This window comes from Pseudonocardia sp., from assembly GCF_025965585.1.
Lineage (GTDB): Bacteria > Actinomycetota > Actinomycetes > Mycobacteriales > Pseudonocardiaceae > Pseudonocardia.
Map to the genome: position 1 here is coordinate 14,300 of NZ_JAOPWR010000199.1, position 14,175 is coordinate 28,474.

Annotated in this window: 17 protein-coding genes; 11 read left to right on the forward strand and 6 right to left on the reverse strand. The window is 70.4% G+C overall.

All coding sequences use genetic code 11. From position 1 onward, the window contains the following. Positions 1-32 precede the first annotated feature (32 nt). Both JWR81_RS12770 and JWR81_RS12775 read right to left on the reverse strand, forming a co-directional pair. On the reverse strand, positions 33-593 hold the full coding sequence (locus tag JWR81_RS12770) for an HdeD family acid-resistance protein (protein ID WP_297650909.1): 561 nt from the start codon (positions 591-593) through the stop codon (positions 33-35). A 38-nt stretch (positions 594-631) separates the two neighbouring features. After that, on the reverse strand, positions 632-1,159 hold the full coding sequence (locus JWR81_RS12775) for a universal stress protein (RefSeq protein ID WP_297650912.1): 528 nt from the start codon (positions 1,157-1,159) through the stop codon (positions 632-634). 294 nt (positions 1,160-1,453) lie between these two features. Between JWR81_RS12775 and fdxA the strand changes: the two genes are divergently transcribed. Further along, a complete protein-coding gene (fdxA, locus tag JWR81_RS12780; protein WP_297650914.1) occupies positions 1,454-1,777 on the forward strand; it encodes a ferredoxin in 324 nt (107 codons plus the stop codon). A gap of 195 nt (positions 1,778-1,972) precedes the next feature. After that, positions 1,973-2,170 carry a DUF397 domain-containing protein gene (locus JWR81_RS12785; protein ID WP_297650916.1) on the forward strand — a complete coding sequence of 66 codons (198 nt, stop codon included), beginning with the start codon at positions 1,973-1,975 and terminating at the stop codon, positions 2,168-2,170. Positions 2,171-2,249: 79 nt separating this feature from the next. Here JWR81_RS12785 and JWR81_RS12790 read toward each other — a convergent pair whose 3' ends face one another. Further along, positions 2,250-2,756: a general stress protein gene (locus JWR81_RS12790; RefSeq protein WP_297650918.1), complete on the reverse strand. Its 507-nt coding sequence runs from the start codon at positions 2,754-2,756 to the stop codon at positions 2,250-2,252. Between the two features lie 163 nt (positions 2,757-2,919). Next, positions 2,920-3,702, reverse strand: coding sequence for a hypothetical protein (locus JWR81_RS12795; RefSeq protein ID WP_297650920.1), 783 nt, complete (start codon positions 3,700-3,702; stop codon positions 2,920-2,922). A 317-nt stretch (positions 3,703-4,019) separates the two neighbouring features. Here JWR81_RS12795 and JWR81_RS12800 point away from each other — a divergent pair, with 317 nt between their 5' ends. Both JWR81_RS12800 and JWR81_RS12805 read left to right on the forward strand, forming a co-directional pair. Next, the gene (locus tag JWR81_RS12800) at positions 4,020-4,451 is read left to right on the forward strand and encodes an Hsp20/alpha crystallin family protein (protein ID WP_367278785.1); all 432 of its coding nucleotides are present in this window, start codon (positions 4,020-4,022) and stop codon (positions 4,449-4,451) included. 17 nt (positions 4,452-4,468) lie between these two features. After that, entirely contained in the window at positions 4,469-4,639 is a 171-nt protein-coding gene (locus JWR81_RS12805) for a hypothetical protein (protein WP_297650924.1), read from the forward strand. Positions 4,640-4,731: 92 nt separating this feature from the next. Here JWR81_RS12805 and JWR81_RS12810 read toward each other — a convergent pair whose 3' ends face one another. Continuing rightward, positions 4,732-5,331: a hypothetical protein gene (locus JWR81_RS12810; RefSeq protein ID WP_297650926.1), complete on the reverse strand. Its 600-nt coding sequence runs from the start codon at positions 5,329-5,331 to the stop codon at positions 4,732-4,734. A 35-nt stretch (positions 5,332-5,366) separates the two neighbouring features. After that, a complete protein-coding gene (locus JWR81_RS12815) occupies positions 5,367-5,762 on the reverse strand; it encodes an Hsp20/alpha crystallin family protein (RefSeq protein WP_297650928.1) in 396 nt (131 codons plus the stop codon). 846 nt (positions 5,763-6,608) lie between these two features. Between JWR81_RS12815 and JWR81_RS12820 the strand changes: the two genes are divergently transcribed. The 7 genes from JWR81_RS12820 to trxA all read left to right on the forward strand — a co-directional run. Next, complete coding sequence (locus tag JWR81_RS12820; protein WP_297650930.1) at positions 6,609-7,142, forward strand: general stress protein; 534 nt, start codon at positions 6,609-6,611, stop codon at positions 7,140-7,142. Between the two features lie 2 nt (positions 7,143-7,144). Continuing rightward, positions 7,145-9,037, forward strand: a complete 1,893-nt coding sequence (gene dnaK / locus JWR81_RS12825; RefSeq protein WP_297650932.1) for a molecular chaperone DnaK — start codon at positions 7,145-7,147, stop codon at positions 9,035-9,037. A gap of 10 nt (positions 9,038-9,047) precedes the next feature. After that, the gene (gene grpE, locus JWR81_RS12830; protein WP_297650934.1) at positions 9,048-9,692 is read left to right on the forward strand and encodes a nucleotide exchange factor GrpE; all 645 of its coding nucleotides are present in this window, start codon (positions 9,048-9,050) and stop codon (positions 9,690-9,692) included. 4 nt (positions 9,693-9,696) lie between these two features. Continuing rightward, positions 9,697-10,677, forward strand: a complete 981-nt coding sequence (locus JWR81_RS12835) for a DnaJ C-terminal domain-containing protein (RefSeq protein WP_297650936.1) — start codon at positions 9,697-9,699, stop codon at positions 10,675-10,677. Next, positions 10,677-11,051, forward strand: coding sequence for a chaperone modulator CbpM (locus JWR81_RS12840; RefSeq protein ID WP_297650938.1), 375 nt, complete (start codon positions 10,677-10,679; stop codon positions 11,049-11,051). Before JWR81_RS12835 ends, JWR81_RS12840 begins: the two co-directional genes overlap by 1 nt. Beyond that, on the forward strand, positions 11,042-13,687 hold the full coding sequence (gene clpB / locus JWR81_RS12845) for an ATP-dependent chaperone ClpB (RefSeq protein ID WP_297650940.1): 2,646 nt from the start codon (positions 11,042-11,044) through the stop codon (positions 13,685-13,687). The genes JWR81_RS12840 and clpB overlap by 10 nt, the downstream gene beginning before the upstream one ends. A 176-nt stretch (positions 13,688-13,863) precedes the next feature. Continuing rightward, positions 13,864-14,175: thioredoxin (gene trxA / locus JWR81_RS12850; protein ID WP_367278784.1), on the forward strand; the 312-nt coding region annotated here is incomplete at its 3' end.

Sequence of the window (14,175 nt, forward strand, 5' to 3'; positions counted from 1 at the left end):
CGTCACCACGGCCCGGAGCTCTTCAGCCCTCTCTAGACGACCGCTGCCGACCCGATGGACGGCCGCAGGGTCACCGCGAGCGCGGCCAGCACGACGCCGTAGATCACCGTGAAGACGCCGAGCAGTATGGCCAGCCCGATCGCCGCATCGAGGGGCCGGATCAGGATCAGGATGCCGGCGATCACCGACAGGACCCCGGCCAGACCCATCAGCCAGATCGTGCCGCCGGCCCGCCTGAGTCGGATGGTGGCGACGACCTCCCCGACCCCGGTCACGATCGCCCACACCCCCACCAGGGTGGCGAGGATGACCGCCGTGAGGCCCGGCCAGATCAGGGCGATGATCCCGGCCGCCACCCCGACCAGGCCGCTCACCAGCCCCAGCCACCAGCGAGACCGTCCGCGGTGCCGGACGGCGTCGACGCCCCGCGCCACACCGTCGAGGATCGCGTAGATGCCGAAAGCCAGCGCGAGGGCGAGCAGCGTCAGCCCGGGCAGGAGCAGGGCGACCACGCCGATCGCGACCGCAAGCACGGCGCGCAGGACCAGCGTCGTGCGGAGTGCGTTCACCCCCGCCGCCAGCGGGTCGGTCACCGGATCGTCCGTCGCCGGCGTCGTGTGCTTCGCGTCCATCACGTATCTCCCGTGTGCTCGGAATGCGCTCCGTCGCCCGCTCCGCCGGCGGTCGCGTCGCGCACCACCAGCACCGGGCGTCCGGACCGCTTGAGGAGGTCCTTCGCCGTACTGCCGAGGAGCAGTTCGGCGAGTGGGGCGAGCCGCGGCGCTCCGACCACGATCACCGGCGCATCCTGCTCGTCGGCCACGCGGAGAAGGGTCGTCGCGACCGGTACGTCGTCGGCGACGGCGAGGCCCTCGGCTTTCAGCCCCGCCTCCTGAGCCAGGGCGGCACCGTTCTGGGCCATTCGCCGGGCCTGCTGCACGATCTTGTCCTCGGCCCGCAGGGCGTTGCGGACCTCGAGCTCGGTGACCGGGAGCCCGGCACTGAACTCCCCGGCCAGCACCGCCCCGAACGCCTGCCCCGCCTCGATCGCGACCACGACGACCGCAGGGCGCGGGGCGAGGAGATCGCCGGCTTCGCGCACCGCCCGTTCCGCCGCCGGCGTTCCGTCGAACCCGATGACCACCGGTCCGGATGCCATGTGCGCTCCTAGCGTCGGCCTCCGGTCACGATGGCGGGTGCGGCCAGGCGGTGCCTCGACCCACGCGGACGAATCAGGCGTCCGTGACTGGGCCTGGGAGGCGGTCGGGCACATCCCCGAGGGCACTGCGGATCGCGACGCCGGACGGGGATCACCACCGGGAACACCCGTGCCCCTGTCCCCACGGGTCCACACCGCCGCCGGTCTTGCGCGCTGCGAGGACGGAGCGGGTGCACCCGACGCGACCGCATCCTGGTGTGCCTGGCATCGCTCCCGTCACGCGGAGGTCCACCGATGACGTACGTGATCACCGAGCCGTGTGTGGACGTCAAGGACCGGGCCTGCGTCGACGAATGCCCGGTCGACTGCATCTACGAGGGCCGGCGGATGCTGTACATCCATCCGGACGAGTGCGTGGACTGCGGCGCCTGTGAACCGGTGTGCCCGGTCGAGGCGATCTTCTACGAGGACGACGTCCCGGACGAGTGGAGGGCCTACATCCGGGCGAACGCGGACTTCTTCGACGAGATCGGCTCGCCGGGAGGCGCATCGGCGGTGGGCCCGCTCGATCGCGACGTCGGCCCCGCCGCGGAGATGCCCCCTCGCCCCGAGGCGTGACCGCCTGGCGCCGCGGGTCCGGTCCTGCCGGGGGCCCGCGCTCGGCGACCTGCCCACCCCCCGGGCGGGCTCGACGGCGCGGTGCGTCATCGCTCTGTCAGGGCAGGAGACACACCCGAGGTTCCGCCTGCCGGCGCGATGCCGCCTGCGCGGGTGCGGGCGATCGTGGAAGGGAGCGAGAGGGGTGAGGGCGCCATGAGCGATCCCACTGACGGGGTACCACGGGGCGAGGTCGAGGTGCGCATCTTCGTCGGAGGCCTGGTCGGCCTCCGCGCGCGGAAGACGCCGCACAACCCCTACCTGGTGCTGACCGGATCCGAATGGCGGGCCTTCACCGACCAGGTCAGGCGGGGCGAGCTCGACGGCATCGTCCGGGCCGCGCAGCGTCGGTGAGTCGAGGTCGTGGCCGCGCCCTCGGACAGCACCCTCGGTCCGGCCCTCGGTCCGGCGGTGCCCTCGGCCGGCCAGGGCCTCAGGCGACCAGGCCGAGCAGCCGAGTGGCCTCGGCGGCGACCGGCTCGTCGACCATCAGCTCGTACTCACGCGGGCGCATGACGGTCGTGGAGGCGAAGTCACGCCGCCCGCGCTGCATCCAATGGACGAGCAGCCCGATCAGCGCACCCACGATCGCCCCGAAGACCAGCCCGTACACCGCGAGCAGCAACCAGGCGATCAGCGGGGTGAACCAGGCCACCAACCCGAAGATCCACCCGATCAGCGCCCCGGTCACCGCGCCGCTGGCCGCCCCCCGCAGCGCGGCCTTCGGGTAGTCCAACCGTCCGGTGACCTGCTCGACGAGTTCGAGGTCACGCCCGACGATCGCCACCCGCTCGACCGGGAACCCCTTGTCGCTGAGCGTGTCGACGGCCCTCTCGGCGTCGGCGTAGTCCTGGAAGCGCGCGATCGGCCGGCGTACCGGTGTGTCGGGCGTGAAGGTCGTGCCCGACGGCGCCGCACTCCGGGGTTCCTGCTCGTTCATCGTCGTGCTCCTCGTGGGACGTGTGCCGGTCCGGCCGCCCGGCTCGATGGGCTCCACCGTCACAGCCGGCAGCAGTGGGCGCATCGACACCCGAGCGGCAAGAGGGTTCCCACCGCTCACCCCGGCAGGCCGAGCCCCCTGTCCGGCTCGCTGCCCGGCAGGTTCACGCGTACGGCTCGTGCCTGCTCCAGCCGTCCCGGCGGGACCAGAGGAACACCGCCGGCCCGAGGACCGGGGCCAGCCACAGGTGGGAGACGCCCGTTCGGTCCGGGGGAGCAGCCGGTGGCACCCCGCTCGCCCGGACGAGGGCCTCGAAGGCGTCCGCGGCGTCCGCGGTGCAGCTGATCGTCAGGTATAGGTGGCGCTCCTCGGTCCGCCGCCTGCCGAGCCTGCCCAGCGCCCGGGCGGCCGCCTCGTCGGCCAGCCACCCGTCCAGGGCGGGCCCCACGCTCGTCATCCCGCGGTCCGCCGGCCGGCCCCGGCCCAGGGTCACGGTGGTGGGGCGGTCCAGCACCACGGGGTCGCCGACGAGGGAGGCCGGCCGGTTGTGCACCAGCCAGTGCAGGTCCGGAACCGTGATGGTCACCATGCCGGGGAGCTGCCCGGGCCGGCGGACGCCGTTCGCCTCACAGGCTCGGGCCGCGACCGGGAAGACCTCCCGCACCCTGGGCATCCTCCGCACGTCGTTGATCGAGACCTGCCACCACCAGCGCGCCGGGGCGGGCCACTGTATCTCCGGCTGGCGGCGCAGGTGCGCCAGGCTGAGGTCCGCCCGTTCGCCGACGGCGGCGGCGTCGAACGCGGACTGACGGCCGTCCGCGTGGACGAGTGTGGTCACCTCCGGCCGGCCCGCGCGCCGGACCGTGGTCCCGAGGACCCGGGACGCCACCTCCGCGGCCGCCGTCTCGTGCGCGGCGGGGGACGCGGCCACCGCGTCGGATGCCATGGCGGCTATCGCGTGAGCGGTCGGCTGGTCCACATGGGCACACCATTCCCCGCGATGTCGGCGAGCACTTGGGCCTGGCGTCAGGAACCACCGGCCGTGACCTCGGCTTGCCGGGGCCATGTCCCTGCTGGTCCGGCGTGGTGGGGCGGGCACGACCTGCCCGTGGACGCGGCATGGCCCCGGCGGGCCGAAGACGTTCCGGCAGGTTGCCTCCCTGAGGCCGGTCCGGCTCGCGAGCCGTCTTGCAAGGGTGGAACCGCTGCGGTGGGCGTCAGGGCTCATCGCCCAGCCGGATCCAGGAGGACCCAGTGACTCTGATGCGATTCGATCCGTTCCGCGATTTCGACCGGATGATGGAGCAGAACTTCTCGGGCGCGGCTCGCACGCCGCGGAGCATGCCGATGACGGCGCTGCGTCGCGGCGACGTCTTCCTCGTCGATCTCGATCTGCCAGGGGTGGATCGGAACGACGTCGAGCTGACCGTCGAGCGCAACGTCCTCACGGTCCGGGCGCAGCGCGCTCCGGTGCAGCAGGAGGGCGACGAGGTGATCATCGACGAGCGGCCGTACGGCGAGTACGCGCGTCAGCTCTTCCTGGGGGACATGCTCGACACCACCAAATTGTCCGCCGACCTGCGTGACGGGGTGCTCCACCTGACCATCCCGGTCAGCGAGCAGAGCAAGCCTCGACGCATCCAGCTCGGCTCCTCGGAGTCGACCCGCACCGAGGTCACCACCAACGCCGGCTGAGCTGGGAAAGGCATGACATGACCGCGCAGGCAGATTCACGGGAGAAGGAGCGTGATCGCATCACGCAGTGCGTCGGTGAGGCGTACAGCGTGCTCGATCTCATTCCGGGGGTGAACCCGAACGGGCCCATCCTGGTGTGGCTGGCCGAGCAGTTCCGGCAGCTCCAGGAGGCGGACCGGGCCGGGTGAGGACGCCGACAGCCCCGTGCCGACTCACCGGCACGGGGCTGTCGTCCGTCTCAGGGCCGTCGTCCGTCTCGTGATCGGCCGGCCGCGTGCGCTCATCGGCCGGGCTGCGCGGTGAGGGCGCCGGCGGAGAGGGCGTCGATGTGGTTCCGGACGGTGCTCGCCAGACCGTCGGCACCCGGGTCGAGCTCGGCCGCCCGCGGCGCGATGTCGGCGAGGAGCATGAGCGACTGCACGGCGAGTGCCCGTGCCTCCTCGGGGCGGTCGTCGCCGAGCAGCTCCTCGATCTCCTGGCTCAGGCTCGCCAGCGTGTACGTGGTGGTGTCCGGCACGAGATGGCCGGCGAGGCCGTGCGGGTACGGGTCGCGTTCCCGCAGCTCGCTGAGCGCCTGCACCACCGCGGCCGAGCCCGAGTGGAGATCGAGCAGCGCGATCACCCGGTACAACCGGGCTGTCAGCCGGGGCCGGCCGGGCCACCGGTCCAGCCAGGCCAGCAACGCCTCGTCACCCCCGAGATGCTTCCTCAACCGCGTCAGGTCGGCGACGAGGGGGTGCGGCAGCTCGTCGTGGAACGGGAGCAGCCGGGCGACGTCGTCGGCGAGCTCCGCCTGGGCGCTGTCGTCCATCCGGTCCTCCACGAACGCGGTGATGCGCTCGGGGTCGATCTGGAAGGCCGAAGCCGGCAGCTCAGACATGCTCACTCCTCGTGCGGCCGGGACCGGTCCAGGCCTCAGCCGATCGGGATCCTGCGTGGCCGGGCGTTCTCGGACTTCGGCACCTCCACCGTCAGCACGCCGTTGGACAGCGAGGCCCGGACGTTGTCGGGTTCGACAGCGCCGGGCAGGTGCACCCGGTACTCGAACCGGCCGACGGGGCGTGCCCGCCTCCGCAGGATGCCCACCCGTTCCCGTTGCTTGATCTCGCCGGTGACCATCAGCTCGTTGCGCTCGACCTCGATCGAGACGTCGTCGGGCGACACACCGGGCAGTTCGATCTCGACCAGGTAGGCGTCGTCGGTCTCCTCGACGTCCGCCGCCGGACGCCAGATGCGACTGAGCAGCGCGTCGTCGTCGAGCGCCGCCGACGGCGACCGGCCGGTCCGCTCGTGGAGTTTCGGAAGAGCCATGACGAGCTCCTTCCTCCCCGTGGCTTCGACGGGGGGTTCACGTTGCCCTGCCCACCGTGGCGGGTGGGGCAACCGCCGCGCATCGCTACGGCGGGGCAGGAGACGCACCCGCAGTTGGACCCGTCGGCGCGAATCGACCCGTCCCGCCGCCCGCGATCGTGGGGGCCTGACGGATTGCGTCGCAGCCGCGACCGACCCCCCAGGGTCAACGGCCGCACGGAGTTTGCACCTGCGGGACCCGTTCGGCGCGGCCGCCGCGCTGCCACCGTGAACGACGGCTCGGTCGCCCGGGTTCGGTGCCGAGCACCACCGACCTCACCGGAGGTTCCCGATGACACTGATGCGATTCGAGCCCTCCGCGAGCCCATCCGCCCGGCCGAGCACACGTCGTCGCTGGGTTCCCGAGCGGCGCGCAGCACGCGTCGTGAGGGCGCCGCGGCGCGAAGACGAGCTCCTCGTGTCTCTCGACCTGCTCGATGTCGAGGGAGACGACGTCGACCTGACGGTGGAGCGCCACGGCGTGAGCGTCAAGGCCCGTCGCGTCCTCCCGGCGTGCGGAGGTGGACGAGGTGATCATCGACGGGCGGGGCCACGGGGAGAGCACGCGACAGTCGTTCCCCGGCGAGAACCTCGGTCCCGGTCGGCTCAGCGCCGACACGGACACCGGCGTGCCGGCCCTGCGGATCCCGGTCAGCGAACAGAGCCGGCCGCGCCAGGTGGAGCTGGGCTCGTCCCACCCCCGCACCAGGACCCGGGGGCAACCGAGGCGGCCGGCCGGCCCACCTCCACGTCCGAAACAGCCACCCCGGCCACCACGTAGCCGGCAGTACCTCCAGGAGCCCAGTCATGACCGATCAGCCGAGCACCGTCGGGCGACCTGTCGCCACGACGAAGAACGGCACAGCAGCCGAGCCGATCCCGGCGTCCCAGCAGCGCACCCGGCGGGCGATCGCCAGCACAACCACCTACGCCGAAGCCGAACGCATCGTCGATCGGTTGGCCGACCTCAAATTCCCGGTCGAACGGGTCGCGATCGTCGGGCACGACCTGGAGCTGGTCGAACAGGTCGTCGGCAAATTGACCTGGGGCCGCGCCCTCTGGCGAGGCGCGCTGAGCGGCGCCGTGCCCGGCGTGCTCATCGGCTGGATCTTCGGCCTGTTCAGCTGGGTCAACCCGGTGATCGCCGGGCTGTTGCTGGCGCTCTACGGGTTGATCTTCGGTGCCGTGATCGGAGCGGTCGTCGGTCTGATCATCTACGTGATGCAGCGCGGCCGGCGGGACTTCATGTCGGTCGCACAGATGCGTCCGAATCGCTACGAGGTCGTGGCGGACGACGAGGTGGCCGACGAGGCCCTGCGTCTGCTCGGTGGGGGGATCTGATCATGGCTCGAGCAGCTGGTATCGACCTGGGCACGACCAACTCCGTGATCGCAGCCTGGGAGAGCGGCCAGGCCGACGTGATCCCCAACGCCGAGGGGCAGCGCACGACCCCGTCGGTCGTGGCGTTCACCGAGAGCGGCGAACGGCTGGTGGGCCAGTTGGCCCGCAGGCAGGCGATCCTCAACCCGAAGGGCACGATCTACTCGGTCAAGCGCTTCATCGGGCGCAAGTTCGACGAGGTCCGCGAGGAGGCCGACCAGGTCACCTACGACGTGGTGCCGGACGACCAGGGCAACGCGCGGATCAAGGTCCGGGACAAGCTGTACGCACCGGAGGAGATCAGCGCGATGATCCTCCGCAAGCTCGCCGACGACGCGGGGCGCCACCTCGGGGAACGGGTCACCGAGGCCGTCATCACGGTGCCCGCCTACTTCAACGACGCGCAGCGGACCGCGACCAGGGACGCCGGCAAGATCGCCGGCCTCGAGGTGCTGCGGATCATCAACGAGCCGACGGCGGCGGCGCTCGCCTACGGGCTGGACAAGAAGCAGCACGAGACGGTGCTGGTGTTCGACTTCGGCGGCGGCACGTTCGACGTCAGCATCCTCGACGTCGGCGACGGCGTGGTCGAGGTGCGGGCCACCGCGGGCGACACGCACCTCGGCGGCGACGACTTCGACCGCCGGATCGTCGACCACCTGGCCGAGCAGTTCCAGAAGGAGAACCGCATCGACCTGCGGAAGGACCCGCAGGCCCTCCAGCGGCTCTACGAGGCGGCGGAACGGGCGAAGATCGAGCTCAGCTCGGTCACCCAGACGCAGGTCAACCTGCCCTTCATCACCGCCGACGCCAACGGTCCCAAGCACCTCACCGCCACGCTGACGCGCGCGACGTTCGAAGAGCTCGCACACGACCTGATCGAGCGCACGATGGGCCCGGTCAAGCAGGCGATGTCGGACGCGAAGATCAGCGCCGACGACATCGACGAGGTCATCCTCGTCGGCGGTTCCACCCGGATCCCGGCCGTCCAGAACCTCGTGCGGCGGCTCACCGGGGGCAAGGAACCGAACATGACCGTCAACCCCGACGAGGTCGTCGCGGTCGGCGCGGGGATCCAGGCGGGAGTGCTCAAGGGCGACGTGTCCGACGTCCTGCTGCTCGACGTCACCCCGCTGTCACTGGGCGTGGAGACCCAGGGCGGCGTGATGACCCGCATCGTGGATCGCAACACCACGATCCCGGCCCGGCGCAGCGAGACGTTCTCGACCGCCGCCGACAACCAGCCCGCGGTGGACGTGGTCGTGCTGCAGGGCGAGCGTGAACGTGCGGCCGACAACCGGGTGCTGGGGCGGTTCCAGCTCACCGACATCCGGCAGGCGCCGCGTGGTGAGCCGCAGGTGGAGGTCACGCTGGACCTGGATGCCAACGGCATCCTCAACGTGACGGCCCGGGACAAGGACACGGGCAAGGAGCAGGGGATCACCATCTCGGAGAGCTCCAACCTCGACTCGGGCGAGGTCGACCGGATGGTGCAGGAGGCCGACCAGAACCGTGCGGCCGACCAGCAGCTGCGGCAGGAGATCGACGCCCGCAACGAGCTCGACGCCCTGGCCTACCAGGTGGAGCGCCGGCTCGAGGAGCTCGGCGACTCCGCACCGGCACACGAGAGGGCTCGCGCGGAGATGCTCGTGACCGACGCCCGGCAGGCGGTGTCGGACCAGGCACCACAGGATCGGGTACGGGAGCTGACCCAGGAGCTGCAGGGTGTGCTGGCCGGGCTGCAGGCCGTCTCCGCCGGCAGCGGCCAGCAGGCCGGGGCCGGCGCCGGGGGCGCCGGGTCCACGTCGTCCGCGTCGGACGACGACGTGATCGACGCCGAGTTCGACCGCTCGTGAGGCGGACGCGATGACGGCGCAGCGTCCCGGGCAGAGCACGGACCCCGCCCAGTCCACGGAACCACCGGCGGAACCGGCCCCGCAGGCGCAGGAGCCGCGGGGCGCCGGCCAACCGGAGTCCGCCTCGGCCCCTCCGGCGGACTCCGGCGAGCCGGCCGGGACCGAGCAGCCGCCGGACAGCGGCCAGGCTGTGGCGGGCCAGCAGGCGGAGGACGGGCCGACCGCCGCCGAGTTCGAGGACCGATGGCGGCGCACTGCGGCGGATCTGGAGAACCTCCGCAAGCGCTACCACCGCGATCTCTCGCGCGAGCGCGGCGCGGAGCGCGACCGGGTGGCGGGGGCGTTCCTCCCCGTCGTGGACAACATCGACCTCGCGCTGCGTCATGCGGAGGCCGACCCGAACTCGATCATCGAGGGCATCCGGGCGGTCCGCGACCAGGCGCTGGCGTTGCTGGCAGGGCTCGGCTACCCCCGTCAGGACGAGGCGGGGGTGCCGTTCGACCCGACGCGCCACGAGGTCGTCGGCGTCGTCTCACCCGAGGACTCCGGCGCTCCGCCCGGGGCGGTCGCGGCGGTCGTCCGGCCCGGCTACGGCGCTCCGGAGCGGCAGCTGCGTCCGGCCTCGGTGACCGTCACCAGAACCCCGGGGGACTGAGCGGATGGCCCGGAACTACTACGAGGTCCTCGGTGTGCCGCGGAACGCCGGGTCCGACGAGTTGCAGCAGGCCTTCCGGCGACTCGCCAGGGAGAACCATCCCGACGTCAACAAGGACCCGGCGGCGGAGGAGCGCTTCAAGGAGATCAACGAGGCCTACAGCGTGTTGTCCGACCCGTCGAAGCGGAAGCGCTACGACCGGTTCGGGGACGACTACAAGCAGGTCCCCGATGACTGGGAGGAGCGCGCGCGCGCAGGCGCCGGCGCAGGTGCAGGCGGGGGCCGGCGGGGCCGGACCGTCTACGCCTCCGGGGACTACGACGGCGGCGGCTTCGAGGGCTTCGGCGGCGCCGGCGGGGTCGACCTCGACGACCTGTTCGGGGGCATCTTCGGCGGTCGCGGCCGCGGTCGCAGCGGTCCGATCACGGGCGCGGACCAGGAGGCCGAGCTGCCGCTCACCGTCGAGGAGGCCTACCGCGGCGGCCGCCGCCAGATCACGCTGAACGGCACCGCGGGCCCGCGCAACTACACCGTCACGATCCCGCGCGGCGTCACCGACGGGCAGCGCATCCGGCTGTCGGGCGAGGGCGGCCGCGGGATCAACGGCGGGGACCGCGGCGATCTCTACCTCGTCGCGCGGCTCCTGCCGCACCAGCGGTTCCGCGTGGTGGGCCGGGACATCTACGTCGACCTCCCGGTGGCGCCGTGGGAGGCCGCGCTCGGGGCCACCGTTCCGGTTCCGACCCCGGCGGGCGAGACCAAGGTGACCGTTCCGCCGGGATCGTCGACCGGGCGGCGCCTGCGCCTGCGCGGGGAGGGGATGCCGAACCCGAGAGGGCGGCCCGGTGACCTCTTCGCCGAGGTCAAGATCATGGTTCCGCAGCGTCTGACGGACCGCGAACGGCAGTTGTTCGCCGAGCTCGCCGAGGTGTCCGACTTCGATCCGCGACGGGACACCTCGACGGCGTCGAAGGGTGCGGAGTGATGACGGTCGGGTATCTGCCGGCGCGGAGCTCGCGGCCGCTGATGAGTCACGAGGAGTTCGCGCGCCGCAGCGGGCTGCATCCCGACCTGCTGCGCCGCTTCGTCGCGCTCGGCTTGGTGCGCGCGAGCCGTGGCGTCGACGGGGCGCTGTGGTTCGCACCAGGCCAGCTGCCGTCGGTCGCCCGGATCGAACGGCTGCGCGCCGGGTTCTCCCTCAACTACACCGCGCTCGGCCTGGTGGTCGACCTGCTCGACCGGATCGAGGTGCTGGAGCTGGCTCTGCGGCGGCAACGGCACACCGGCTCGATCAGCACCGTGCCGAGCCGCACCGAACTTCATGACACCGACGGCGTACGGAGTGTCCGATGGATCTGAATCGCCTGACTCAGAAGTCTCAGCAGGCCCTTTCGGCTGCGCAGGATCTTGCTACTCGTGCGGGTCATACGGAGGTGGATGGGGAGCATTTGTTGTTGGCGTTGTTGGAGCAGTCTGATGGTTTGGTGCCGAGGTTGTTGTCGGGGTTGGGGGTGGTTGTTTCGAAGTTGCGTGGTGAGTTGGAGGGGGAGCTTGGGCGGAAGCCGCGGAGTACGGGTGGGGGGGTGGAGCCGGGGCGGGTGTCGGTGACGCAGCGGTTGTCTCGGGTGTTGGAGGCGGCGGATCGGGAGGCGCGTCGGTTGGGGGATGAGTATGTGTCGGTTGAGCATTTGTTGGTTGCGTTGGCGGAGGAGGGGGAGCGGTCGGGGGCGGGCCGGTTGTTGGTGCGGAACGGGGTGACTCGGGATGCGGTGTTGGCGGAGTTGACGAAGGTGCGGGGGAATCAGCGGGTGCGGTCGGCGACGCCGGAGGGTACTTATGAGGCGTTGTCGAAGTATGGGCAGGATTTGGTGGAGGCGGCGCGGGCGGGTCGGTTGGATCCGGTGATCGGGCGGGATGCGGAGATCCGGCGGGTGGTGCAGATTTTGTCGCGGAAGTCGAAGAATAATCCGGTGTTGGTGGGTGATCCGGGGGTGGGGAAGACCGCGATCGTGGAGGGTTTGGCGCAGCGGATTGTGAATGGGGATGTGCCGGAGGGGTTGCGGGATCGGACGATTTTCAATTTGGATATGGGTTTGTTGGTTGCGGGGGCGAAGTATCGGGGTGAGTTCGAGGAGCGGTTGCAGGCGGTGTTGGCGGAGGTGAAGGCGGCTGAGGGCCGGATTTTGTTGTTTGTTGATGAGATGCATACGGTGGTGGGGGCGGGGGCGGCCGAGGGTTCGATGGATGCGGGCAACATGTTGAAGCCGATGTTGGCGCGGGGGGAGTTGCATATGATTGGTGCGACCACGTTGGATGAGTATCGGCGGTATGTGGAGAAGGATGCTGCGTTGGAGCGGCGTTTCCAGCCGGTGGTGGTGGGTCAGCCGAGTGTGGAGGACACGGTGTCGATCCTGCGGGGGTTGCGGGAGCGGTTGCAGGTTTTTCATGGGGTGCGGATCCAGGATGGTGCGTTGGTGGCGGCGGCGTCGTTGTCGGATCGGTATTTGACGGAAAGGTTTTTGCCGGATAAGGCGATTGATTTGGTGGATGAGGCGTGTGCGCGGTTGCGTACGGAGATTGATTCGATGCCGGCGGCGTTGGATGAGATCACTCGGCGGGTGACGCGGTTGGAGATCGAGGAGGCGGCGTTGTCGCAGGAGACGGATGAGGCCAGTCGGTCGCGTCTTGAGGAGTTGCGCCGGGAGTTGGGGGATCTGCGGGCGGAGGCGGATGCGATGCGGGCGCAGTGGGATGCGGAGCGGCGGGCGATCAAGCGGGTGCAGGAGTTGCGGGCGGAGTTGGAGCAGGTGCGCCGGGAGGCCGAGGAGGCTGAGCGGGCGTATGACTTGAACCGGGCGGCGGAGTTGCGGTATGGGCGGTTGGCGGAGTTGGAGCGGCGGTTGGCGGCGGAGGAGGAGCGGTTGGTCGCCAAGCAGGGGGCGAAGCGGTTGTTGCGGGAGGAGGTGACGGCGGATGAGGTGGCCGACATCGTGTCGTTGTGGACGGGTATTCCGGTGACGCGGTTGACCGAGGGGGAGCGGGAGAAGTTGTTGCGGTTGGACACGATTTTGCATAATCGGGTGGTGGGGCAGGACGAGGCGGTGCGGGTGGTGGCGGATGCGGTGATCCGGTCGCGGTCGGGGATTCGGGATCCGCGGCGGCCGACGGGGTCGTTCATTTTTTTGGGGCCGACGGGGGTGGGGAAGACGGAGTTGGCGAAGACGTTGGCGTCGGCGTTGTTCGATTCGGAGGAGAACATGGTCCGGATCGATATGAGTGAGTATCAGGAGCGGCATACGGTGTCGCGGTTGGTGGGGGCTCCGCCTGGGTATGTGGGGTATGACGAGGGGGGGCAGTTGACTGAGGCGGTGCGGCGGCGGCCGTATGCGGTGGTGTTGTTCGATGAGATCGAGAAGGCGCATCCGGATGTGTTCAACACGTTGTTGCAGGTGTTGGATGATGGCCGGTTGACGGATGCGCAGGGCCGGACGGTGAATTTCCGGAACACGGTGATCATTATGACCTCGAATATTGGGTCGCAGTATTTGATTGAGGGGGTGACGGCGGAGGGGCGGTTGCGGTCGGAGGCCCGGGATTTGGTGTTGGCGGAGTTGCGGTCGCATTTCCGGCCGGAGTTTTTGAATCGGGTGGATGACACGGTGTTGTTCACGCCGTTGGTGTTGGAGCAGATCGCGGAGATCGTGGATTTGATGTTGACGGAGTTGCGGATCCGGTTGGCGGAGCGGCGGATTGATTTGGAGGTGAGTGACGCGGCGCGGGCGTTTATTGCGCGGGAGGGGTATGACCCGGTGTATGGGGCGCGGCCGTTGCGCCGGTTTATTGCTCGTGAGGTGGAGACTCGGGTGGCGCGGGCGTTGGTGGCGGGTGAGGTGGTGGAGGGTTCGACGGTCGAGGTGGATCTCGATTCGGAGGGGCGGTTGGTGGTGGGTCTGCATACGCCGGTGCCGGTGGATCAGGTGGTGGTGCCGGTATGAGTACCGGAGCGGGGACCACCGGCAGCACCGGGACCACCGGGACCGCGGGGAGCGCCGGGACCGCGGGGAGCACCGGGGTGCGGTCGGTGGTGGTGACGTGTGCGCATTGCGGGAAGCGGAATCGGGTGCCGGCGGTGGGGGATGGGATTCCGCGGTGTGGGAATTGTCATCGTCCGGTGCCGTGGATCGCGGAGGCGGGTGATTCCGATTTCGTGGAGGTGGTGGAGCGGGCGCCGGTGGCGGTGGTGGTGGATCTGTGGGCGACGTGGTGTGGGCCGTGTCGGATGGTGAGTCCGGCGTTGGAGCAGTTGGCGACGGAGCGGGCGGGGCGGATCAAGTTGGTGAAGATCGATGTTGATCGGGCGCCGGTGTTGTCGCAGCGGTTCGAGGTTCGTGCGGTGCCCACGTTGATGGTGGTGCGTAACGGGGAGGTCGTCGCCCGGCAGCCGGGAGCGGTGCCCCTCCCGCAGCTGCGCAGCTGGCTCGAC